Origin of the sequence: Curtobacterium pomorum (assembly GCF_044497295.1) — a bacterium.
GTDB lineage: Bacteria > Actinomycetota > Actinomycetes > Actinomycetales > Microbacteriaceae > Curtobacterium.
The window spans coordinates 2180552-2201478 of record NZ_CP172409.1; the positions used below are offsets into that span (position 1 = coordinate 2180552).

Annotated in this window: 19 protein-coding genes; 8 read left to right on the forward strand and 11 right to left on the reverse strand. The window is 69.5% G+C overall.

All coding sequences use genetic code 11. From position 1 onward, the window contains the following. Positions 1-33: 33 nt before the first annotated feature. The gene (locus tag ACGH48_RS10485) at positions 34-1632 is read right to left on the reverse strand and encodes an ABC-F family ATP-binding cassette domain-containing protein (RefSeq protein WP_396288503.1); all 1599 of its coding nucleotides are present in this window, start codon (positions 1630-1632) and stop codon (positions 34-36) included. A gap of 115 nt (positions 1633-1747) precedes the next feature. On the opposite strand from ACGH48_RS10485, the gene ACGH48_RS10490 reads away from it, so the two are divergent. Then, positions 1748-2347 (forward strand): biotin transporter BioY, encoded by a 600-nt coding sequence (locus ACGH48_RS10490; RefSeq protein ID WP_123312557.1) that lies wholly within the window; start codon positions 1748-1750, stop codon positions 2345-2347. A 204-nt stretch (positions 2348-2551) separates the two neighbouring features. Here ACGH48_RS10490 and ACGH48_RS10495 read toward each other — a convergent pair whose 3' ends face one another. The 5 genes from ACGH48_RS10495 to sufB form a co-directional block, all read right to left on the reverse strand. Continuing rightward, entirely contained in the window at positions 2552-2881 is a 330-nt protein-coding gene (locus ACGH48_RS10495; protein WP_123312556.1) for a metal-sulfur cluster assembly factor, read from the reverse strand. Then, entirely contained in the window at positions 2881-3663 is a 783-nt protein-coding gene (gene sufC / locus ACGH48_RS10500; RefSeq protein ID WP_111083971.1) for a Fe-S cluster assembly ATPase SufC, read from the reverse strand. The genes ACGH48_RS10495 and sufC overlap by 1 nt, the downstream gene beginning before the upstream one ends. A gap of 71 nt (positions 3664-3734) precedes the next feature. Then, positions 3735-4061 (reverse strand): non-heme iron oxygenase ferredoxin subunit, encoded by a 327-nt coding sequence (locus tag ACGH48_RS10505; protein ID WP_111083970.1) that lies wholly within the window; start codon positions 4059-4061, stop codon positions 3735-3737. Continuing rightward, positions 4061-5326, reverse strand: a complete 1266-nt coding sequence (gene sufD, locus ACGH48_RS10510) for a Fe-S cluster assembly protein SufD (protein ID WP_123312552.1) — start codon at positions 5324-5326, stop codon at positions 4061-4063. Before sufD ends, ACGH48_RS10505 begins: the two co-directional genes overlap by 1 nt. Then, a complete protein-coding gene (sufB, locus tag ACGH48_RS10515; protein ID WP_111083968.1) occupies positions 5327-6745 on the reverse strand; it encodes a Fe-S cluster assembly protein SufB in 1419 nt (472 codons plus the stop codon). A gap of 252 nt (positions 6746-6997) precedes the next feature. Between sufB and ACGH48_RS10520 the strand changes: the two genes are divergently transcribed. Further along, a complete protein-coding gene (locus ACGH48_RS10520) occupies positions 6998-7972 on the forward strand; it encodes a heme A synthase (protein WP_123312550.1) in 975 nt (324 codons plus the stop codon). Between the two features lie 304 nt (positions 7973-8276). Here ACGH48_RS10520 and ACGH48_RS10525 read toward each other — a convergent pair whose 3' ends face one another. Then, positions 8277-9203: a heme o synthase gene (locus ACGH48_RS10525; RefSeq protein WP_123312549.1), complete on the reverse strand. Its 927-nt coding sequence runs from the start codon at positions 9201-9203 to the stop codon at positions 8277-8279. 432 nt (positions 9204-9635) lie between these two features. On the opposite strand from ACGH48_RS10525, the gene tkt reads away from it, so the two are divergent. The 6 genes from tkt to pgl all read left to right on the forward strand — a co-directional run bounded on the left by tkt (position 9636) and on the right by pgl (position 17906). Beyond that, entirely contained in the window at positions 9636-11729 is a 2094-nt protein-coding gene (tkt, locus tag ACGH48_RS10530; RefSeq protein ID WP_396288506.1) for a transketolase, read from the forward strand. A gap of 127 nt (positions 11730-11856) precedes the next feature. After that, a complete protein-coding gene (gene tal, locus ACGH48_RS10535) occupies positions 11857-12969 on the forward strand; it encodes a transaldolase (protein WP_123312546.1) in 1113 nt (370 codons plus the stop codon). After that, a complete protein-coding gene (locus ACGH48_RS10540) occupies positions 12969-14567 on the forward strand; it encodes a glucose-6-phosphate isomerase (RefSeq protein WP_396288509.1) in 1599 nt (532 codons plus the stop codon). The genes tal and ACGH48_RS10540 overlap by 1 nt, the downstream gene beginning before the upstream one ends. Before the next feature lie 22 nt (positions 14568-14589). Beyond that, the gene (gene zwf, locus ACGH48_RS10545; RefSeq protein WP_123312542.1) at positions 14590-16128 is read left to right on the forward strand and encodes a glucose-6-phosphate dehydrogenase; all 1539 of its coding nucleotides are present in this window, start codon (positions 14590-14592) and stop codon (positions 16126-16128) included. After that, positions 16125-17069, forward strand: coding sequence for a glucose-6-phosphate dehydrogenase assembly protein OpcA (locus ACGH48_RS10550; protein ID WP_123312539.1), 945 nt, complete (start codon positions 16125-16127; stop codon positions 17067-17069). The genes zwf and ACGH48_RS10550 overlap by 4 nt, the downstream gene beginning before the upstream one ends. 66 nt (positions 17070-17135) lie before the next feature. Next, positions 17136-17906 carry a 6-phosphogluconolactonase gene (pgl, locus tag ACGH48_RS10555; protein WP_396288511.1) on the forward strand — a complete coding sequence of 257 codons (771 nt, stop codon included), beginning with the start codon at positions 17136-17138 and terminating at the stop codon, positions 17904-17906. A gap of 286 nt (positions 17907-18192) precedes the next feature. Here the strand turns inward: pgl and ACGH48_RS10560 are convergent, their stop codons facing one another. The 4 genes from ACGH48_RS10560 to ACGH48_RS10575 all read right to left on the reverse strand — a co-directional run bounded on the left by ACGH48_RS10560 (position 18193) and on the right by ACGH48_RS10575 (position 20924). Then, positions 18193-18561, reverse strand: a complete 369-nt coding sequence (locus tag ACGH48_RS10560) for an RNA polymerase-binding protein RbpA (protein WP_027465686.1) — start codon at positions 18559-18561, stop codon at positions 18193-18195. A 3-nt stretch (positions 18562-18564) separates the two neighbouring features. Further along, complete coding sequence (secG, locus tag ACGH48_RS10565) at positions 18565-18816, reverse strand: preprotein translocase subunit SecG (RefSeq protein ID WP_017887256.1); 252 nt, start codon at positions 18814-18816, stop codon at positions 18565-18567. Between the two features lie 114 nt (positions 18817-18930). Further along, on the reverse strand, positions 18931-19710 hold the full coding sequence (gene tpiA, locus ACGH48_RS10570) for a triose-phosphate isomerase (RefSeq protein WP_396288514.1): 780 nt from the start codon (positions 19708-19710) through the stop codon (positions 18931-18933). Then, on the reverse strand, positions 19707-20924 hold the full coding sequence (locus tag ACGH48_RS10575; protein ID WP_396288516.1) for a phosphoglycerate kinase: 1218 nt from the start codon (positions 20922-20924) through the stop codon (positions 19707-19709). Before ACGH48_RS10575 ends, tpiA begins: the two co-directional genes overlap by 4 nt. Positions 20925-20927 lie beyond the last annotated feature (3 nt).

Here is a 20927-nt window from a genome sequence, read left to right on the forward strand (position 1 = left end):
GCGGACGGGCTCCGCCCGCCCGGCTGGCCGGCGTCAGGCGAGCTCGATGAGCTCCGCGTAGTCCTTGTTCCAGTGGTCCTCGGTGCCGTCCGGCAGCAGCAGGACGCGCTCCGGGTTGAGCGCCTCGACCGCGCCGGCGTCGTGGGACACCAGGACGACGGCACCCTCGAAGCCGGCCAACGCGTTCAGGATCTCCTCGCGCGACGCCGGGTCCAGGTTGTTCGTCGGTTCGTCGAGCAGCAGGACGTTCGCGCCCGAGACGACGATCATCGCGAGCGACAGACGCGTCTTCTCACCGCCGGACAGGACCCCGGCCTTCTTGTAGCCGTCGTCGCCGGTGAACAGGAACGACCCGAGCACCCGACGGGCCTCGGTCTCGTTGAGGTCGGTCGACGCCGACACCATGTTCTCGATCACCGTGCGGTTGATGTCGATGTTCTCGTGCTCCTGCGCGTAGTACCCGATGCGCAGACCGTGGCCTGGCTGGATCTCGCCCGTGTCGGGCAGGTCGGCACCCACGAGGATCCGGAGCAGCGTCGTCTTGCCGGCACCGTTGAACCCGAGGATCACGACGCGCGAACCGCGGTCGATCGCGAGGTCGACGCCCGCGAAGATCTCGAGCGAGCCGTAGGACTTCGACAGCCCCTCCGCCATGAGCGGGGTGCGGCCGCACGGGGCCGGCGTGGGGAAGCGGATCTTGGCGACCCGGTCGGCGACGCGCTCGTCCTCGAGTCCGGCGAGCAGCTTGTCCGCCCGCGCGACCATCTGGTGCGCAGCCGCGGCCTTCGAGGCCTTCGCACCGAAGCGAGCGGCCTGGTCCTTGAGCGTCGCGGCCTTCTTCTCGGCGCCCGCGCGCTCCTTGCGGCGACGCTCCTCGTCGGCGACGCGCTGGCGCTGGTACAGCTTCCAGCCCATGTTGTAGATGTCGATGGTCTGGCGGTTCGCGTCGAGGTAGAACACGCGGTTGACGACCTCGTCGACGAGCTCCACGTCGTGGGAGATGATGATGACGCCGCCGGGGTAGGTCTTCAGGTGCTCGCGCAGCCACACGACCGAGTCGGCGTCGAGGTGGTTCGTGGGCTCGTCGAGGATCATCGTCTCGGCGTCCGAGAACAGGATCCGGGCGAGCTCGATGCGCCGCCGCTGCCCACCGGACAGGGTCTTCAGCTGCTGGTCGAGGATGCGGTCCGGCAGCTTGAGGTTCGACGCGATCGAGGCTGCCTCGGCCTCGGCCGCGTAGCCGCCGAGCGCGTTGAACTGGTCGTCGAGCCGGCTGTACCGGCGCATCGCCTTCTCGGCGACGGCCTGGTCGTCACTCGCCATGTCGAGCGTGGCGAGGCGGATGCCCTCCACCAGCTCGCCGAGCCCGCGGGCGTCGAGGATGCGCTTCCGCGCCGTCTCCTCCGGGTCGCCCGAGCGTGGGTCCTGCGGCAGGTAGCCGATCTCCCCACCGCGGTCGATCTTGCCGCCCGTGGGCTGCGTCTCGCCCGCGAGGGCCTTGGTCATCGTCGTCTTCCCCGCGCCGTTGCGGCCGACGAGTCCGATCTTGTCACCCTTCTCGACACGGAAGGACACGTCCTCCATGAGGAGACGAGCTCCGACGCGGATCTCGAGTTCGTGCACGGCAAGCACAGTGGACGTCCAATCAGTTGGTGGGTTTGCACAACGACGTGTGCGTGAGGTGCACCGCTACGCTGACGGGACCGATGGTTCCGAACGGGACCAGCAGTCCATTCTAGGAGAATCCATGACGAACGCCACCGGGTTCGCTCCCCGCGCAGTCCTCGCCGACCGTCTGCGGACGCACGGGCTGGCCACGAACGCCGCCCTCGTCGCCGGCGGAGCCCTGTTCACCGCTGCGATGGCACAGCTCGAGGTCCCGATGTGGCCGGTCCCGATCACGGGTCAGACGCTCGCCGTCGTGCTCGTCGGCGCGACGCTGGGTGCCCGCCGCGGCATGCTCGCGCTGCTCGTCTACGCCGTCGCCGGCCTGGCGGGCGCACCGTTCTTCGCCGACATGACCGGTGGCCTGCAGGCCCTGGCCGTGCCGAGCTTCGGGTACGTCATCGGGTTCATCCCCGCCGCGGGTGTCGTCGGCTGGCTGGCGCGCCGCAACTGGGACCGTCACGTCGGACGCGCCGCGGTGGCGATGCTGCTCGCGAGCGCCATCCCGTTCGTGACCGGTCTGCCCTACCTGGCGATCGTGCTCGGTCAGCTCGGTGCCCCGAACGACCTGCAGTCGGTGCTCGCCGCCGGCCTGTACCCGTTCGTCGTCGGTGGGATCGCGAAGGCGCTCATCGCCGCGGGCATCCTGCCGCTCGCGTGGAAGGCCGTCGGCCGCCGCTGACGCACGCCCATCGGCTGCGATCGGCACGCCCGGCTCCTGCGGCCGGGGTTCCGAGATCTCGGAACCCCGGCCGTTTCTGCGTCCGTTCGTGGAACCCCGGCGAACGTGAGCGGCGTGTCGCGCCCCGCGCGCTTCCTGCGTACAGACGGACGGGAGGCCCGGTGCCAGCTGGCACCGGGCCTCCCGTCCGTCAGGGGGTCGCGACTAGATCGCGAACCCGAGCGCGCGCATCATCTCGCGTCCGTCGTCGGTGATCCGCTCCGGACCCCACGGCGGCATCCAGACCCAGTTGATGCGGAAGGCGTCCACGATGCCGTCGAGGGCGTTCGCGGTGTCGCCCTCGATGACGTCGGTGAGCGGGCAGCCGGCACTGGTCAGCGTCATGCTGATCACGAGCGCCGAGGCCTCGTCGTCCCAGGCGAGGTCGTAGATCAGACCGAGGTCGACGATGTTGACGCCGAGCTCCGGGTCCTGGACCTCCTTCAGGCCCTCGACGACCTCGTCGAACTTGTCCGGGGCGAGTGCCGCGATCATCAGGCCTGCGCCTCTGCGGCGGACGCCGCGGCGGCCTGCACGTAGCGGTCGTAGCCCTCGTTCTCGAGGCGGTCGGCGAGCTCGGGGCCACCCTGCTCGGCGACCTTGCCCGCGACGAACACGTGCACGAAGTCCGGCTTGATGTACCGCAGGATGCGCGTGTAGTGCGTGATGAGCAGCACACCGAGACCGGTCGCGGCCTTGGCGCGGTTCACGCCCTCGGACACGATCTTCAGCGCGTCGACGTCGAGGCCGGAGTCGGTCTCGTCGAGCACGGCGAAGCGGGGCTTGAGGAGCTCGAGCTGCATGATCTCGTGGCGCTTCTTCTCGCCACCGGAGAAGCCCTCGTTGACGTTGCGCTCGGCGAACGACGAGTCCATCTTGAGGTCGGCCATCGACTGGCGGAGCTCCTTGATCCAGCCGCGCAGGGCCGGGGCCTCGCCGTCGATCGCCGTCTTGGCGGTGCGGAGGAAGTTCGACACCGTCACGCCGGGGATCTCGACCGGGTACTGCATCGCCAGGAACATGCCGGCACGGGCGCGCTCGTCGACGCTCATCGCGAGGACGTCCTCGCCGTCGAGGGTGATCGAGCCGCCGACGACGTTGTACCGGGGGTGCCCGGCGATCGTGTACGCCAGCGTGGACTTGCCGGAGCCGTTCGGCCCCATGATCGCGTGGATCTCGCCCTCGTTGATCGTGAGGTCGACACCCTTGAGGATCTCCTTGGTGCCCTGATCGGTGTCGATCGAGACCTGGAGGTCGCGGATTTCCAGAGTGGACATTGCGTGGGTTCCTTCGGTTTTCTGTCGTGTCGCGGACGGGCCGCGGAAAGTGTGGGGGCCGGGAGGCGGTGTCAGTCGACCGGGACGGGATCGTGCACGTCGACGTAGACGTCGCCCTCGCGCACCTCGACCCGGAACACCGGGACGGGCTCGTACGCCGGGAAGTTCTGCGGCTTCCCCGTGGCGAGCGAGAAGCGGGAGCCGTGCGCCCAGCACTCGAGCGTGTCGCCCTCGATGAACCCCTCGGCCAGCGAGATGTCCCCGTGGGTGCAGGTGTCGCCGATGGCGTGCACGGTGCCGGACGAGTCCTTCACGATGGCCACCGCGGTGCCGTCGACGACGGCACGCATCGGGCTGTCCACCGCGATCTCGGACTCCGCGCAGACCTTCGTGGGCATCAGGCGTCGGCCTCCGCCGGGGCGACGGTCACCGAACGCCCCTCGGCGAGCTCCTGCTCGACTGCGGCGATGAGTCGTTCCTCGAGCTCGGGCGCACCGATCTTCTGGATGACCTCGACCAGGAAGCCGAGCACGACGAGACGGCGCGCTTCCTCTTCGGGGATGCCGCGGGCCTGCAGGTAGAACAGCTGCTCGTCGTCGAAGCGACCGGTCGCGCTCGCGTGGCCGGCGCCCTCGATGTTGCCCGTCTCGATCTCGAGGTTCGGGATGCTGTCCGCGCGGGTGCCGTCGGTCAGCACGAGGTTGCGGTTCTGCTCGTACGAGTCGGTCCCGTCACCGGCGCGGCCGATGAGCACGTCACCGATCCACACGGTGTGCGCGCCCTTGCCCTGCAGCGCGCCCTTGTAGTTGACCCGACCGCGCGTGTTCGGCGCGTCGTGGTTCACGTAGACCTGCTGCTCGATGTACTGGCCGGCGTCGGCGAAGTACACGCCGTACATCTCGGTGTCGGCGCCCTGCGCACCGAGGTGCGTCGAGGGGTTGACCCGGATGACGTCGCCGCCGAGCGAGACCACGACGTGCTTCAGGAAGGCGTCGCGGCCGACCTCGGCGAAGTGCGTCGAGACGTGCACCGCGTCGTCGTCCCAGTCCTGCAGGCTGACGACCGTCAGGCGTGCGCCGTCCTGCACGACGATCTCGATGTTCTCGCTGAGCAGTGCGCTGCCGCGGTTGTCGAGCACGACGATGCCCTGGGCGTGCGGCTCAGCGGTGATGACCGTGTGCGCCGCGCGGGGCTGCGTCCCGAAGTCGGAGCGCGTGATGGTGATGAACTCGTGCGCCTCGGTCGCCTTCACGGTGACGGCGAGGACCGCGTCACGCGCGGTCCAGGCCGCGGCTGCCGCGCGGTCCTCCGGCAGCCCGGCGGTGCCGACGCGGGGGTCGTCGCTGCGACCCCACTCGACGTCGGCACCGTCGGACTGCCGGGCGAGGAACCGGTAGGCGGATCCGTCGAGGCCGCCGTCGAGCAGCGGCTGGAGCTTCGCCAGGGGCGCGAACTTCCAGTTCACCTCGCGCCCGGTGACGGTCGGGAACGCCCCGAGGTCGCCGGACTGGAACCGCTCGGAGCGGGTCTGGACCGGGATCTTCTTGTCGGGGGCGTCCCAGCCGCCGTCGGAGTGGGCTCCGGCGCCGTGCTGGTCGGCACCCTGGGCGGCTGCCGCGGGCTCGATCGGCTGGTCGATGTGGGGAGGGGTGGTGCTGGACATCTAGCCGACGGATCCTTCCATGCTCATCTCGATGAGCTTGTTGAGTTCGAGCGCGTACTCCATCGGGAGCTCGCGGGCGATCGGCTCGATGAAGCCACGGACGATCATCGCCATCGCTTCGTCCTCGGCCATGCCGCGGGACATCAGGTAGAAGAGCTGCTCCTCGCTCACGCGCGAGACCGTTGCCTCGTGCCCGAGCTGGACGTCGTCGACGCGGATGTCGATCGCCGGGTACGTGTCGCTCCGGCTGATCGTGTCGACGAGCAACGCGTCGCAGCGGACGGTGTTCGCCGCGTGGTGCGCGGCCGGGTCGACCCGGACCTCGCCGCGGTAGCCCGCACGACCGCCACCGCGGGCGATCGACTTCGAGACGATCGACGACGTCGTGTACGGCGCCATGTGGATCATCTTCGCGCCGGCGTCCTGGTGCTGGCCGGGGCCGGCGAAGGCGACGGACAGGGTCTCGCCCTTGGCGTGCTCACCGGCGAGGTAGATCGACGGGTACTTCATCGTCACCTTGGAGCCGATGTTGCCGTCGATCCACTCCATCGTGGCGCCCTCGTGCGCGATCGCACGCTTGGTCACGAGGTTGTAGACGTTGTTCGACCAGTTCTGGATCGTCGTGTAGCGCACGCGGGCGTTCTTCTTCACGATGATCTCGACGACGGCCGAGTGCAGCGAGTCCGACTTGTAGATCGGGGCGGTGCAGCCCTCGATGTAGTGGACGTAGGAGTCCTCGTCCGCGATGATCAGCGTCCGCTCGAACTGGCCCATGTTCTCGGTGTTGATCCGGAAGTAGGCCTGCAGCGGGATCTCGACGTGGACGCCCTTGGGGACGTAGACGAACGAGCCGCCGGACCAGACGGCCGTGTTCAGTGCGGCGAACTTGTTGTCGCCGGCCGGGATCACGGTGCCGAAGTACTCCTGGAAGAGCTCGGGGTGCTCACGGAGCGCCGTGTCGGTGTCCATGAAGATGACGCCCTGCTGCTCCAGGTCCTCGCGGATCTGGTGGTACACGACCTCGGACTCGTACTGCGCGGCGACGCCGGCGACGAGGCGCTGGCGCTCTGCCTCGGGGATGCCGAGCTTCTCGTAGGTCGCGCGGATGTCCTCGGGGAGGTCCTCCCACGACTGCGCCTGCTTCTCGGTGGAGCGCACGAAGTACTTGATGTTGTCGAAGTCGATGCCCGTCAGGTCGGCACCCCACGTCGGCATCGGCTTGCGGCCGAAGAGCTGCAGGCCCTTGAGCCGGTTCTTGAGCATCCACTCGGGCTCGTGCTTGAGGTTCGAGATGTCGGTGACGACCTCGTCCGAGACCCCACGGCGGGCCGAGGCCCCGGCGGAGTCGGAGTCGGACCAGCCGAACTCGTATTGCCCGAGCCCTTCGAGCTCGGGACGGTCGATGAGCACGTCGGACATGGTCTCCTCGTTTCCTTCTCGCGGGACAGCGTCTTCAGGTGTGAACCCGTGGCGTCTGGACGCCATTCCACCGCAGACCGCTGACAAGCGGTCACGGTGCTGCTCCCTCGCAACGACAATGGTTCCACGCAGTCCGTGGAGTGATCGGCGATCTCGGCCCATTCGGAGCCGGCGCCTGCCTAGACTTGACTGCTGCTGAACCCTCGAATCCTACAGGTTCGCTGCACGGAACAACAGGAAGGCACCACCCTCGTGACTCGCGTCGGACCCCCCGTCGACCAGGATCTCCGGACCGCACGGTGGTGGTCGCTCCCCCGGGTCGTCGACCGTCGGGTCATCGCGCTGGCGTGGGCCTCGTTCGTGGTCGAGGTCGTGTTGATCGGCACCGGCGGCCTCGTCCGGCTGACCGCGTCGGGCCTCGGATGCCCCACCTGGCCCAAGTGCACGGCGGATTCGCTCGTGTCGACGCCCGAGATGGGCGTCCACGGGATCATCGAGTTCGGCAACCGACTGCTCACCTTCGTGCTCGTGATCGTGGCGATCGCGATGTTCCTGGCGGTCGTCCGGATGCTCCGCACGCGCCCCGAACTGTTCTGGCTCGCGTTCGCTCAGGGCGTCGCGATCCCGGTGCAGGCCGTCATCGGCGGGCTCAGCGTGCTCACGAACCTCAACCCCTTCGTCGTCGGGCTGCACTTCGTCGTGTCCGCCGCCCTGACCTCGGTCACCGCGGCCCTGGTCTACCGGACGATGCACGGACCCCGCACCAGCCGTCGCGTGGTGCCCGGCTGGTACACCGGTGTCGTCCGCGGCACGGTCGCCGCGGTCGTGGTCACCGTCCTGGTCGGCATCCTCACCACCGGCAGCGGTCCGCACGCCGGCGCCGACGAGGCCGTGGACGGCGGCATGCTGCACCGAACGGGCTTCGACCCCGCGGTCATGGAACACCTGCACGCCTGGCCCGCCTACACGCTGTTCGCGCTGACGCTCGTCCTCGTGGTCGGTGCCGTCCGCCTCCGGATCTCGAGCAAATGGGCGCTCCTGCTGCTCGTCGTCGAGTTCCTGCAGATCGCCGTCGGCCTGACGCAGGCGCGCACGGGGCTGCCGGTCGGGCTGGTCGGCACGCACATGGTGCTCGCCGGGCTGCTCGTCGGCGCCACCACGGCGGTCGTGCTCGCGACCCGGGCCAGCGCCGGTCGCGCGGCCGTGCGCGAACCACTCGACGCCTGACGCCCGGGCGCGTCGCGCCCTCGCCGCCCGTCCGACACCCGTTCTGCGACACCCCACGAGTCGATCGACTCGTGGGGTGTCGTTCGTCGCAGACGCATCGCACCACGCGTGCGCCCTGCGCCCAGCGCACGCACACGGCCGACGGGAGGCCCGTGGCGGCCCCGCCCCGCGCCTCCCGGCCGTCCCGTGCGCACGTCGAGAGCCCCACCCGGTCGCGCACCCGACGGCGACCCAGAACGACGAAGGCGACGTCGCACGACATCGAGTTCGTCGTACGACGTCGCCCAGCGGCGGCGCGCAGTGCCTAGAAGGTGAAGACCTGCGGCAGCAAAGGGTCGATGCCCACGGCGATGAAGAGCAGCGTCAGGTACGTGATCGAGCTGTGGAAGACGCGCATCGGCTGCACGTGCTCGACGTGCTGGATCGCCCGCGAGTACAGCCGGTGCGACTCGACGACGAACCAGATGCCGCCGGCCAGCGCGACCACCGTGTAGAGCGGTCCCATGTGCGCAACGGGGATGAGCAGGAGCGAGCAGACGAGGGTGGCCCACGCGTACAGCACGACCTGCAGGCCGACGACGGTGCGACCGCGGACCACGGCGAGCATCGGGACGTCGGCGGCGTCGTAGTCGTCGCGGTACTTCATCGACAGCGGCCAGTAGTGCGGCGGCGTCCAGAGGAAGATGACCATGAACAGGATGACCGGGGCCCAGGTGAGCGACCCGGTGACGCCCGCCCAGCCGATGAGCACGGGCATGCAGCCGGCCGAGCCGCCCCACACGATGTTCTGCGGGGTGCGGCGCTTGAGCCAGAGCGTGTAGACGAACACGTAGATGAGGATGGCGATGACGCTCAGGGCGGCCGCGAGCCAGTTCACCAGGAACCCGAGGACCGCCGTCGACAGGACGCCCAGGATCCACGAGAACACCAGGGCTTCGCGGTCGGAGAGCTCGCCGGTCACCAGCGGGCGCGTGCTCGTCCGCTTCATCAGGCGGTCGATGTCGCGGTCGATGTAGCAGTTGAACGCCGACGCCGAACCGGCGGACATCGCGCCGCCCAGCATCGTCCAGAAGACGAGCCACAGGTCCGGCACACCGCGCTCGGCCAGGAACATGGTCGGCGCCGTGGTCACGAGCAGCAGCTCCATGACCCGCGGCTTGGTCAACGAGACGTACGCACGGACCTTGCGGGACAGCGGCGATCGGGGTCGATCGGTGTCGGGCCTGGTCACGGTGGCAGTCGGCAAGGGAACCTCAGTCTGTTCGCATCAGCTCGCACACTCGGTGGACGACTGCGGCGGCGTCCGGGCATGCGCTGACCCGGAATGTCCACGGGTCTCGATCAGTTTACGGGATGGAAGCGCCGCGACGATGCCCCGCTCGCCCATCCCGCGCGGAACGACGGGCCACGGAGCACGACACGCCCGGCAGACGGGGCCTCGACCGACTCGAGTCATGAACATCGGGCGTCACCTGAACCCCTTCTGAGTGGCTGGTCACTATGCTGGACCTGCCCTCCCGCAGTGCGCGCCCCGATGACGTCGGCCGCGATGAGCCGGTCGGCCGCCGCTAGACGGCGACACGACTCGGCCCCGGGATGGCCACATGTCCGTGCGATGGCACGAGCCCTCGCACATGTCGCATCAAGAAGGGTCAACATCCAAGTGGCTGAATTCACCTGGGACGCCATCGACCGGAAGGCCGTCGACACGGCCCGCGTTCTCGCCGCCGACTCGGTCGAGGCCGCCGGCAACGGTCACCCCGGCACCGCGATGAGCCTCGCGCCGCTCGCACACCTGCTCTTCCAGAAGGTGATGCGTCGCGACCCGAGCGACTCCACCTGGATCGGCCGCGACCGCTTCATCCTGTCCGCCGGTCACGCCTCGATCCTGCAGTACGTGCAGTTCTACCTGCACGGCTACGGCCTCGAGCTCGAAGACCTCCAGCACCTGCGCAAGTGGGGCTCGAAGACCCCGGGTCACCCGGAGTACGGCCACACCGACGGTGTCGAGATCACCACCGGTCCGCTCGGCCAGGGCCTCGCGTCCTCGGTCGGCTTCGCCTACGCCCAGCGCTTCGAGCGCGGCCTGTTCGACCCGGAGACCCCGGCCGGCCAGTCGCCCTTCGACCACTTCACCTACGTGATCGCCGGTGACGGCGACATGCAGGAGGGCGTGACGAACGAGGCGGGCTCGCTCGCCGGTCGTCAGCAGCTCGGCAACCTGATCGCGTTCTACGACTCGAACCAGATCTCGATCGAGGACAACACCGACATCGCCTTCTCGGAGAGCGTCCCCGAGCGCTACGAGGCACTCGGCTGGCACGTCCAGATCGTCGACTGGAAGAAGACCGGCGAGTACTCCGAGGACGCCGTGGAGCTCCACGCCGCGATCGAGGCCGCCCAGCAGGTCACCGACAAGCCGTCGCTCATCGTCCTCAAGACGATCATCGGCTGGCCGTCGCCGACCAAGCAGAACTCCGGCAAGATCCACGGTTCGGCGCTCGGCGCCGACGAGATCAAGGGCCTCAAGGAGGTCCTCGGCTTCGACACCGCGAAGACCTTCGAGGTCGCCCCCGAGGTCCTCGAGTACACCCGCGGCGCCGTCGCCAAGGGCCAGGCGCAGCACGCCGAGTGGCAGAAGGCCTTCGACGCGTGGGCCGCCGCCAACGCCGACAAGAAGGCGCTGTTCGACCGCGTCAACGCCAAGGAGCTCCCCGAGGGCCTCGAGGCAGCACTGCCGGTCTTCCCGACCGACAAGGCCGTCTCGACCCGTGCCGCCTCCGGCAAGGTCATCAACGCCATCGCGCCGCTGATGCCCGAGTTCTGGGGTGGCTCGGCCGACCTCGCCGAGTCGAACCTCACCACGATCGAGGGCGCCAAGTCCTTCGGTCCGGCCGAGGCCTCGACGTCGACGTGGAGCACCGACCCGTACGGCCGCGTGCTGCACTTCGGCATCCGCGAGCACGCGATGGGCTCGATCCTCAACGGCATCGTCCTGCACGGGAACACCCGCCCCTTCGGTGGCACGTTCCTGATCTTCAGCGACTACATGCGTCCGGCGGTCCGTCTCGCCGCGCTCATGGGCGCACCGGCGATCTACGTCTGGACCCACGACTCCATCGCCCTCGGTGAGGACGGCCCGACGCACCAGCCGATCGAGCAGGTCTCGTCGCTCCGTGCGATCCCGGGTCTCGACGTGGTCCGCCCCGCCGACGCCAACGAGGTCGCGTACGCCTGGCTCGAGATGCTCAAGCACACCGACCGTCCGGCCGGCATCGCACTGAGCCGTCAGAACCTGCCGGTCTTCGAGCGTGGCGAGGGCGACGCCTCGGGTGAGGTCTTCGCCTCGGCGAAGAACGTCGCCAAGGGCGCGTACATCCTGGCCGAGGCGCCGAACGGCACCCCGGACGTGATCCTCATCGCGACCGGTTCCGAGGTCCAGATCGCCGTCGAGGCCCGCGAGCAGCTCAAGGGCGAGGGCATCAACGCCCGCGTCGTCAGCGCCCCGTCCATCGAGTGGTTCCGCGCCCAGTCCGAGAACTACCAGGACCAGGTGCTCCCGAAGGACGTCACCGCTCGCGTGTCGGTCGAGGCCGGCATCGCGATGAGCTGGCGCGACATCATCGGCGACAAGGGCCGCAGCGTCTCGATCGAGCACTTCGGTGCCTCGGCCGACTACCAGACGCTCTTCAAGGAGTTCGGCTTCACGACGGAGCACGTCGTGGCCGCCGCGAAGGAATCGATCGCGGCTTCCTGACCCGCAGGGGCCGGGTCCGGTTCGCCGGATCCGGCCCTTCTGCCGGGAGGCGCGGCTCGGCCCCGCCACGCGCCCCCGGTCCCCCAGACCCCGGCCACCAGGCCGATGAAGGAAAGAAGAGAAACACATGGCTGAGAACACCCCCACTGCCGCCCTCTCCGCGGTCGGCGTGAGCATCTGGCTCGACGACCTGTCCCGCGAGCTCCTCGAGACCGGCAAGCTCACCGAGCTCATCGAGCAGAAGAACGTCGTCGGCGTGACCACGAACCCGACCATCTTCGCCTCGGCCCTCGCCAAGGGCGAGCGCTACGACGCCCAGGTCAAGGAGCTGGCCGCCGCCGGCACCGAGCTCACCGACGCGATCTTCGAGATCACCACGCAGGACGTCGCCAACGCGTCCGACCTGTTCAAGCCGATCTACGACTCGACGAAGGGCTTCGACGGCCGCGTGTCGATCGAGGTCGAGCCGGGCCTGGCACACGAGACCGCGAAGACCATCGAGCAGGCCAAGTTCCTGTTCGAGAAGGTCGGGCGCGAGAACGTCCTCATCAAGATCCCGGCGACGGTCGAGGGCCTCGAGGCCATCACCGAGGTCATCGGCGCCGGCATCTCGGTGAACGTCACCCTGATCTTCTCGCTCGAGCGCTACCGCGCCGTCATCGACGCCTACCTCGGTGGGCTCGAGAAGGCCAAGGCCGCCGGGCACGACCTGTCGAAGATCCACTCGGTCGCCTCGTTCTTCGTGTCGCGCGTCGACTCCGAGATCGACAAGCGCCTGGACGCCGTCGGCACCGACGAGGCCAAGGCCCTGAAGTCGAAGGCCGGCATCGCCAACGCGCAGCTCGCCTACCAGGTCTGGACCGAGGCGTTCGCGTCCGAGCGCGCCCTCGGCCTGCTCGAGGCCGGCGCGAACACGCAGCGTCCGCTCTGGGCCTCGACCGGCGTCAAGGACCCGTCGCTGCCGGACACGCTCTACGTGACCGAGCTCGCCGCCCCGAACACCGTCAACACGATGCCGGGCAAGACGCTCGACGCCACGTTCGACCACGGTGAGATCCACGGCGACGCCATCGCCGGCACCTTCGACGCCGCACAGCAGGTCCTCGACCAGCTCGCAGCGCAGGGCATCGACTACGACGACGTCGTGGCGCTGCTCGAGAAGGAGGGCGTGGACAAGTTCAACGTCTCGTGGGGCGAGCTCGTCGACACCGTGAAGACCGCGCTCGAGGGCGCCAAGTAGTGACGGTTTCCATCGCTGCCAGCGGCGGTGCCGCGCGGGCCATCGACTCGGTGGTCCCGCGGCTCGTCGCTGACCTGGTGGCCTCGGGCATCACCGCCCAGGACCCCGAGCTGTGGGGACCGGACGCCGAGGCCGAGGCGTCGAAGCGCCTCGGCTGGGTGGAGGCCGTCTCGGTCTCCCGCCCGCTCGTCGCCCAGATCACCGCGCTGCGCGAGTCGCTCCGTGCCGAAGGGGTCGACCACGTCGTCCTCGCCGGCATGGGCGGCTCGTCGCTCGCTCCCGAGGTGATCACGCGCACCGCCGGTGTGCCGCTGACGGTCCTCGACTCGACCGACCCCGCGCAGGTCCGCGCCGCCGTCTCGACCGACCTCGAGCGCACCGTGCTCGTCGTCTCGTCGAAGTCCGGTTCCACGCTCGAGACCGACTCGCAGCGTCGGGTCTACGAGCAGGCGTTCCGCGACGCCGGCATCGACCCCGCCCGCCGCATCGTCGTCGTCACCGACCCGGGCTCCGCGCTCGAGGCCGCCGCGACCGACGCCGGCTACCGTGTCTTCACCGCCGACCCGACCGTCGGCGGCCGCTACTCGGCCCTCACCGCGTTCGGGCTCGTCCCCTCCGGTCTCGCCGGGGCGGACATCGCCGAACTGCTGGACGAGGCCGACGCCATCTCCGCGCTGCTGTCGGTCGACCTCGACGAGAACCCCGGGCTCGTGCTCGGCGCGGTGCTCGCGGGGACCGACCCGCTGCGCGACAAGATCGCGATCGTCCCGGACGGCACCCACATCGTCGGGTTCGGCGACTGGGTGGAGCAGCTGATCGCGGAGTCGACGGGCAAGAGCGGACGTGGCCTGCTGCCCGTCGTGCTGCACGCCGACTCCCCCGAGGTCTCCGCAGCGCTGCCCGACGTCCAGGTCATCCGCCTGGTCGGTTCGCGCGAGGACGAGCGCCACGTCGCCGAGGGCGAGGTCGAGATCACCGGGACGCTCGGTGGCCAGATCCTCGTCTGGGAGTACGCCGTCGCGGTCGCCGGGCGCCTGCTCGGCATCGACCCGTTCGACCAGCCCGACGTCGAGGCCGCCAAGGTCGCGACCCGTGCGCTGCTCGACGACCGTCCCACGGCCGCCGTACCCGCGTTCACCGAGGACGGCATCGCCGTCTCCGCGACGCCGGGACTGCCGGTCGGGACGACGCTCGCAGAAGCCGTGACGGGCCTCCTGTCCGAACTGGGCGCCACCGGCTACGTGGCGGTGCAGGCGTACGTCGACCGCACCACGAACCGTGACCTCGAGACGCTCCGCGACGCCCTGGCGGCGCGCACGCGCCGTCCGGTCACCTTCGGGTACGGCCCGCGGTTCCTGCACTCGACCGGGCAGTACCACAAGGGCGGCCCCGCCACCGGAGTGTTCCTCCAGATCGTGGCCGACGAACCGGACGACCTGGCGATCCCGGGCCGGCCGTTCACGTTCGGGCAGCTCCTCCGGGCCCAGGCAGCCGGTGACGCGAGTGTCCTCGCGCAGCACGGCCGCCCGGTCCTCACCCTCACGACGTCGGACGTGCGCGCCGCCACCGCGGCCATCGCCTCCGCCGTCTCCCACTGACTCGTAAGGAGTTCACCGACTCATGTCACCGGTGGCAATCACCCCGGAGCACAACCCGCTCCGGCTGCCGACGGATCGTCGACTGAACCGGATCGCGGGACCGAGCACGCTCATCATCTTCGGCGTGACGGGCGACCTGTCACGCAAGAAGCTGATGCCGGCGGTCTACGACCTGGCCAACCGGGGGCTGCTGCCCCCGGGGTTCGCGCTCGTCGGCTTCGCCCGGCGCGACTGGGAGGACCAAGACTTCTCCCAGCTCGTGCACGACGCGGTCAAGGAACACTCCCGCACCCCGTTCGACGAGGACGTCTGGCGTCAGCTCGAACAGGGCATCCGCTTCGTCCAGGGCTCGTTCGACGACCCCGAGGCGTTCCTGCAGCTCAAGCAGACCGTCGACGAGCTGGACGCCGAGCGCGGGACGCTCGGCAACCACGCGTTCTACCTGTCCATCCCGCCGAAGATGTTCCCGGTGGTGACCGAGCAGCTGAAGCTGTCCGGGCTCACCGAGAAGCGTGAGGGCTCGTGGAGCCGCGTGGTCGTCGAGAAGCCGTTCGGTTCCGACCTCCGCACGGCACGCGAGCTCAACGCGATCGTCGAGAGCGTCTTCGCGCCCGACGACGTGTTCCGCATCGACCACTACCTCGGCAAGGAGACCGTCCAGAACCTGCTGACGCTCCGGTTCGCGAACCAGATGTACGAACCCATCTGGAACTCGAACTACGTCGACCACGTGCAGATCACGATGGCCGAGGACATCGGCGTCGCCGGACGTGCTGCGTACTACGACGGCATCGGCGCGGCGCGCGACGTCATCCAGAACCACCTGCTGCAGCTCCTCGCGCTCACCGCGATGGAGGAACCCGTCTCGTTCAAGGCCGCAGACCTGCGTGCCGAGAAGGAGAAGGTGCTCTCCGCCGTGCGCCTGCCCGAGGACCTGTCGACCGCCACCGCGCGCGGACAGTACGCCGGCGGCTGGCAGGGCGGCGAGAAGGTGCTCGGGTTCCTCGACGAGGCCGGGATGAACCCCGAGTCCGGCACCGAGACGTACGCGGCGATCAAGCTCGACATCGCGACCCGTCGCTGGCAGGGCGTCCCGTTCTACCTGCGTGCCGGCAAGCGGCTCGGCCGTCGCGTCACCGAGATCGCGATCGTCTTCAAGCGTGTCCCCGAGGACGTCTACGGCAACTCGCAGTCGCCCCTCGGCCAGAACGCGCTCGTCATCCGTGTGCAGCCGGACGAGGGCGTCACGCTCCGGTTCGGCTCGAAGGTCCCCGGCGTCGGCACCCAGGTGCGCGACGTGACGATGGACTTCGGCTACGGCCACGCCTTCACCGAGGCGTCCCCCGAGGCGTACGAGCGACTCATCCTCGACGTGCTCCTCGGTGACCCGCCGCTGTTCCCGCGGCACCAGGAGGTCGAGCTGTCCTGGAAGATCCTCGACCCGATCGAGGAGTTCTGGGCCACGCAGGGCCAGCCCGAGCAGTACCGTCCCGGCACGTGGGGCCCGGCGTCCGCCGATGCCCTGCTCGCCCGCGACGGCCGGACCTGGAGGCGTCCATGAAGATCGACATGCCGAACACCACGGTCTCGAAGATCCAGAAGAAGCTCGTCCACATCCGAGAAGAGGGCGGCGCCGTCGCCCTCGGACGCGTCCTGACGCTGATCATCTCGACGGCCCTCGGCCACGAGGAAGAAGCGATCGAGGCGGCGAACGAGGCGTCCCGCGAGCACCCGATGCGCGTGATCATCGTGTCGAAGAACGACGGTGACACGAAGTCGCCGGGTCGTCTCGACGCGCAGATCCGCGTGGGCAGCGACGCGGGTGCGAGCGAGGTCATCGTCCTCCGCGCCTACGGCGAGACCGCGACCGACGAGGAGAGCCTGGTCACGGGCCTGCTCCTGCCGGACGCCCCCGTCGTGGCCTGGTGGCCGCAGACCGCGCCGTCGCAGCCGTCGGCCTCGGCACTGGGCCGCATCGCCCAGCGCCGGATCACCGACGCCGCCGCGCAGAAGGACCCGAACGGCGCGATCGAGGCCCTCGGTGCCTCGTACGTGCCGGGCGACACCGACTTCGCGTGGACGCGCCTGACCCTGTGGCGGAACCAGCTCGCCGCGGCACTCGACCAGCCGCCGTACGAGCCCATCACCAGCGTCGAGGTGACGGGCGCGTCGGACAGCCCGTCGACGATCCTGCTCGCCGCCTGGCTGCAGCTCCAGCTCGAGGTGCCGGTCACGGTCACCACGTCGCCGCGTGCGACCGGGTCGAGCGGCATCCACGGCGTCAAGCTCGTGCGAGAGTCGGGCACCATCGACCTCGAGCGTTCCCTGGTGGACGTCGCGACCCTCTCGATGCCCGGTCAGCCCACGCACGACCTGTCGCTGCCACGCCGCAACCTGCGTGACTGCCTGGCCGAGGAACTCCGTAGACTCGACCCGGACGTCCTCTTCGGAGACGTCGTCAAGCACGGGGTACCCCAGCTGCGCGAGACCATCGCCCGCTGAGCACCCACAACGGTCGGGCCGAAGGCGGTCGTACGACCGGTCGGCCGCCACGAACACGGGAGTCACGTGACCAACGAACGGCGGGTGCTCGTGCACCCGGACAAGCAGGCCCTCGGCGCTTCGGTCGCCGCACGCTTCATCACGAAGATCATCGACGTGCTCGACGAGCAGGAGCGTGCCGACATCGCGATCAGCGGTGGCTCGGTGTCGTCCCTCGTCCTCGCCGCGATCGGCCAGTCCCCGGCGCGCGAGAGCGTCGACTGGTCGAAGGTCCACGTCTGGTGGGTCGACGAGCGTTGGGTGCCGGCCGGTGACGCCGACCGCAACACCACGGGGACGCAGACCGACTTCTTCGACCACGTCGACATCCCGGAGTCGAACATCCACCCGATGCCCGCGTCCGACGCCGGCATCGACATCGAGGAAGCCGCGCTGCAGTACGAGCGCGAGCTGCAGGACGCCGCGTACGAAGGCGCCGTCGCTCCCCGCTTCGACATCACGCTGCTCGGTGTCGGCCCCGACGGGCACACCGCCTCGCTCTTCCCGGAGTTCCCGCAGCTCACGGTCACCGACCGCGCCGTCGTGTCCGTCGACGACTCCCCCAAGCCGCCGCCGCAGCGTCTGACGGTCACCTACCCGGTGATCAACGCCTCGCAGCGCGTGTGGGTCATCCTGTCCGGTGCGGAGAAGGCGTCGGTCCTCGGGCTCGCCCTGGCCGGCGCCTCCGTCGAGGACGTCCCCGTCGGTGGCGTGCAGGGCCGCAAGCGCACCGTGTTCTTCGTGGACCAGGACGCCGCGCGCGACGTCCCCGAGAACCTCATCGCGTCGACGTACTAGACGCGCGTCCTGACGGGAGGCCCGGTGCCGGTTGGCACCGGGCCTCCCGTCTGTCTTCCCCCTCGCCCACCGCCCCGCCCCACCCCGCTCCAGGTTCCGAAATCTCGGCATCTGAGCGCGCGCGTCGGCCGTCCGTGGAACCTCGGCGAACCGCACGCGGCATGTCGTGGAACCTCGGCGAACCGCACGTGGCGTGTCGTGGAACCTCGGCGGGACGCACGTCCTCCGCGACACACGAAGGCCCCCACACCATCTCGGTGCGGGGGCCTTCGTCAGCGTGCGTGCGTTACGCCTTCTTGGCGGCGGTTCCGCGACGCTCGCGAAGCTGCTGGAGCGCGTCCTCGAGGAGCTGCGCTGCCTCTTCCTCGGTGCGACGTTCCTTCACGTACGCCAGGTGCGTCTTGTAGGGCTCCGTTTTGGAGACCACGGGCGGGTTCTCCTTGTCGCGCCCGGCGGGGAGACCGCTCGACGGCGAATCGACCGTCTCGGGGATCTCTTCGTCCGGGAGGTTCGCGGCGAAGTACCGCACGACCTCGTTGCCGAGGGCGTCCCAGTAGGAGATCGCCACACGCTCGGCCTGGACCCCACGGTCCTGTTCGCCCATCGGTCCCGCGCCGACGCGAGACCCTCGGATTGCACTGCCTCCGCTAGCCATGGATCAGACCCCCGCCGTGAACTTGTTGATGAGACCGAGCACGATGATGGAGACGATCCAGACCAGACCGAGGATCACCGTGATGCGGTTGAGGTTGCGCTCGGCGACGCCGGACGCCCCGAGGTTGCTCGTCACGCCGCCACCGAACATGTCGGAGAGGCCGCCACCGCGGCCCTTGTGCAGGAGGATGAGGAGCGTGAGCAGGAGGCTCGTGATTGCGAGCAGGACCTGCAGCACGACGGAGAGTATCGCCACGACGTACCTTTCGTGTCAGTCAGCCGTACCAGTGTACCGGCCGCGCGGAGCACGGCCGGTACCTGGACGGGAGTGGTGCGGACGAGAGCCCGCGTCGACGGCAGCGTGTGACGGCTACAGCCCGACGTGCTGGCGGAACCGGGCGATCGCCGCGAACTCCTGCACGTCGAGGGATGCGCCACCCACGAGGGCGCCGTCGATGTCGGGCTCGCGGAGGAACCCAGCGATGTTGCCGGACTTGACCGAGCCGCCGTACAGGAGGCGCGTGTCGGCAGCGGCCTGGTCGCCCCAGGCTGCGGCGATGCCACGTCGGATGGCCGCGCACTCGTCCTGTGCCTGCTCGGCCGTGGCTGCCTGGCCGGAGCCGATGGCCCAGACGGGCTCGTACGCCACGACGATGTCGGCGGGCTTGACCGCGTCGAGCACGACGCGGAGCTGCTCGACCGGCACGACGCCGGCACCGCGCTCCTCGCGCTGCGCACCGGTCTCGCCGACGCAGACCACGGGAACGAGACCGTGCTTGACGGCCGCTGCGGTCTTCGCGGCGACGACCTCGTCGGTCTCACCGTGCAGCGTGCGCCGCTCGGAGTGGCCGACGATGACGTACTGCGCGTCGAGCGCGGACAGGAACGCGCCGGAGACGTCGCCGGTGTAGGCACCGGAGTCGTACTGCGACAGGTCCTGCGCGCCGAAGTGGATCGGCAGCTTGTCGGCCGAGATGAGCGTCTGCACGCTCCGCAGGTCGGTGAAGGGCGGGAACACCGCGACCTCGACGTCGTCGAAGTCGTGGCGGGCGTCCTTCAGGGTCCACGCGAGCTTCTGCACGGTGGCGATGGCTTGGAGATGATCGAGATTCATCTTCCAGTTGCCGGCGATCAACGGCGTGCGGATCATGCGGACCACCCCAGTGCTTCGAGACCGGGGAGCGACTTGCCCTCGAGGAACTCGAGGCTCGCACCACCGCCGGTCGAGATGTGTCCGAACTGGTCGTCCGAGAACCCGAGCGACCGGACCGCAGCGGCGGAGTCGCCACCGCCGACCACACCGAGGCCGTCGACCTCGGTCAGGGCCTTCGCGACGGTCTTCGTGCCGGCAGCGAACGCCGGGAACTCGAACACGCCCATCGGACCGTTCCAGAACACCGTCTTCGAGCCGGACACCGCCGACGCGAACCGCGCAGCCGTCTCCGGGCCGATGTCGAGGCCGATGCCGTCCGCGCCGAACGACGACGACTCGATCGCGTCGGCCGCGACCGTCTCGTGTGCAGCGTCGGCGGAGAACCCGGAGGCCACCACGACGTCGGTCGGCAGGTCGATCGTCACGCCGAGCTCCTTCGCCCGCGAGAGGTACTCGCGGACGACGTCGAGCTGGTCGGCTTCGAGCAGGGACTTCGCGACCCCTTGGCCCTGGGCCGCGAGGAACGTGAAGAGCATGCCGCCACCGATGCAGAGGGTGTCGACCTTCGGCAGGATGTGGTCGATGACACCGAGCTTGTCGCTGACCTTGGACCCGCCGAGCACGACCGTGTACGGCCGTTCCGGCGAGGTGGTCAGACGCTCGAGCACACGCAGCTCGGTCTCGATCAGCGAACCGGCTGCACTGGGCAGCGCGGACGCGAGTTCGTAGACCGAGGCCTGCTTGCGGTGCACGACACCGAAGCCGTCGGAGACGAAGGCGTCGCCGAGTGCCGCGATGCGGTCCGCGAAGGCGCTGCGCGCGGCGGCGTCCTTCGAGGTCTCCTCCGGGTTGAACCGGAGGTTCTCGAGCAGCAGGACGTCGCCGTCCTCGAGGGCCTCAGCGGCTGCGGTCGCCTCGTCGCCGACGGTCTCGCCGACGAACGTGACCTCCTTGCCGAGCAGCTCGGAGAGCCGCTGGCCGACCGGCGCGAGCGAGAACTCCGGCTTGGGTTCCCCGTCGGGGCGGCCCAGGTGGGAGATCACGATGACGCGCGCGCCGGCGGTGATGAGGGTGTTCAGGGTCGTCAGCGACGCCCGCACGCGGCCGTCGTCCGTGATGGTGCCGTCCTTGAGCGGGACGTTCAGGTCACAACGGACGATGACGCGCTTGCCGGCGAGGTCGCCGAGGTCCTCGAGGGTGCGGAGAGCCATGTG

Bases quoted from the DNA above. Each gene is read 5' to 3' on its own strand.
- ACGH48_RS10490 (WP_123312557.1), top strand. From the start codon at position 1,748: ATGACGAACGCCACCGGGTTCGCTCCCCGCGCAGTCCTCGCCGACCGT.
- ACGH48_RS10495 (WP_123312556.1), bottom strand. From the start codon at position 2,881: ATGATCGCGGCACTCGCCCCGGACAAGTTCGACGAGGTCGTCGAGGGC.
- sufC (WP_111083971.1), bottom strand. From the start codon at position 3,663: ATGTCCACTCTGGAAATCCGCGACCTCCAGGTCTCGATCGACACCGAT.
- ACGH48_RS10505 (WP_111083970.1), bottom strand. From the start codon at position 4,061: ATGCCCACGAAGGTCTGCGCGGAGTCCGAGATCGCGGTGGACAGCCCG.
- sufD (WP_123312552.1), bottom strand. From the start codon at position 5,326: ATGTCCAGCACCACCCCTCCCCACATCGACCAGCCGATCGAGCCCGCG.
- sufB (WP_111083968.1), bottom strand. From the start codon at position 6,745: ATGTCCGACGTGCTCATCGACCGTCCCGAGCTCGAAGGGCTCGGGCAA.
- tal (WP_123312546.1), top strand. From the start codon at position 11,857: ATGGCTGAGAACACCCCCACTGCCGCCCTCTCCGCGGTCGGCGTGAGC.
- zwf (WP_123312542.1), top strand. From the start codon at position 14,590: ATGTCACCGGTGGCAATCACCCCGGAGCACAACCCGCTCCGGCTGCCG.
- ACGH48_RS10550 (WP_123312539.1), top strand. From the start codon at position 16,125: ATGAAGATCGACATGCCGAACACCACGGTCTCGAAGATCCAGAAGAAG.
- ACGH48_RS10560 (WP_027465686.1), bottom strand. From the start codon at position 18,561: ATGGCTAGCGGAGGCAGTGCAATCCGAGGGTCTCGCGTCGGCGCGGGA.
- tpiA (WP_396288514.1), bottom strand. From the start codon at position 19,710: ATGATCCGCACGCCGTTGATCGCCGGCAACTGGAAGATGAATCTCGAT.
- ACGH48_RS10575 (WP_396288516.1), bottom strand. From the start codon at position 20,924: ATGGCTCTCCGCACCCTCGAGGACCTCGGCGACCTCGCCGGCAAGCGC.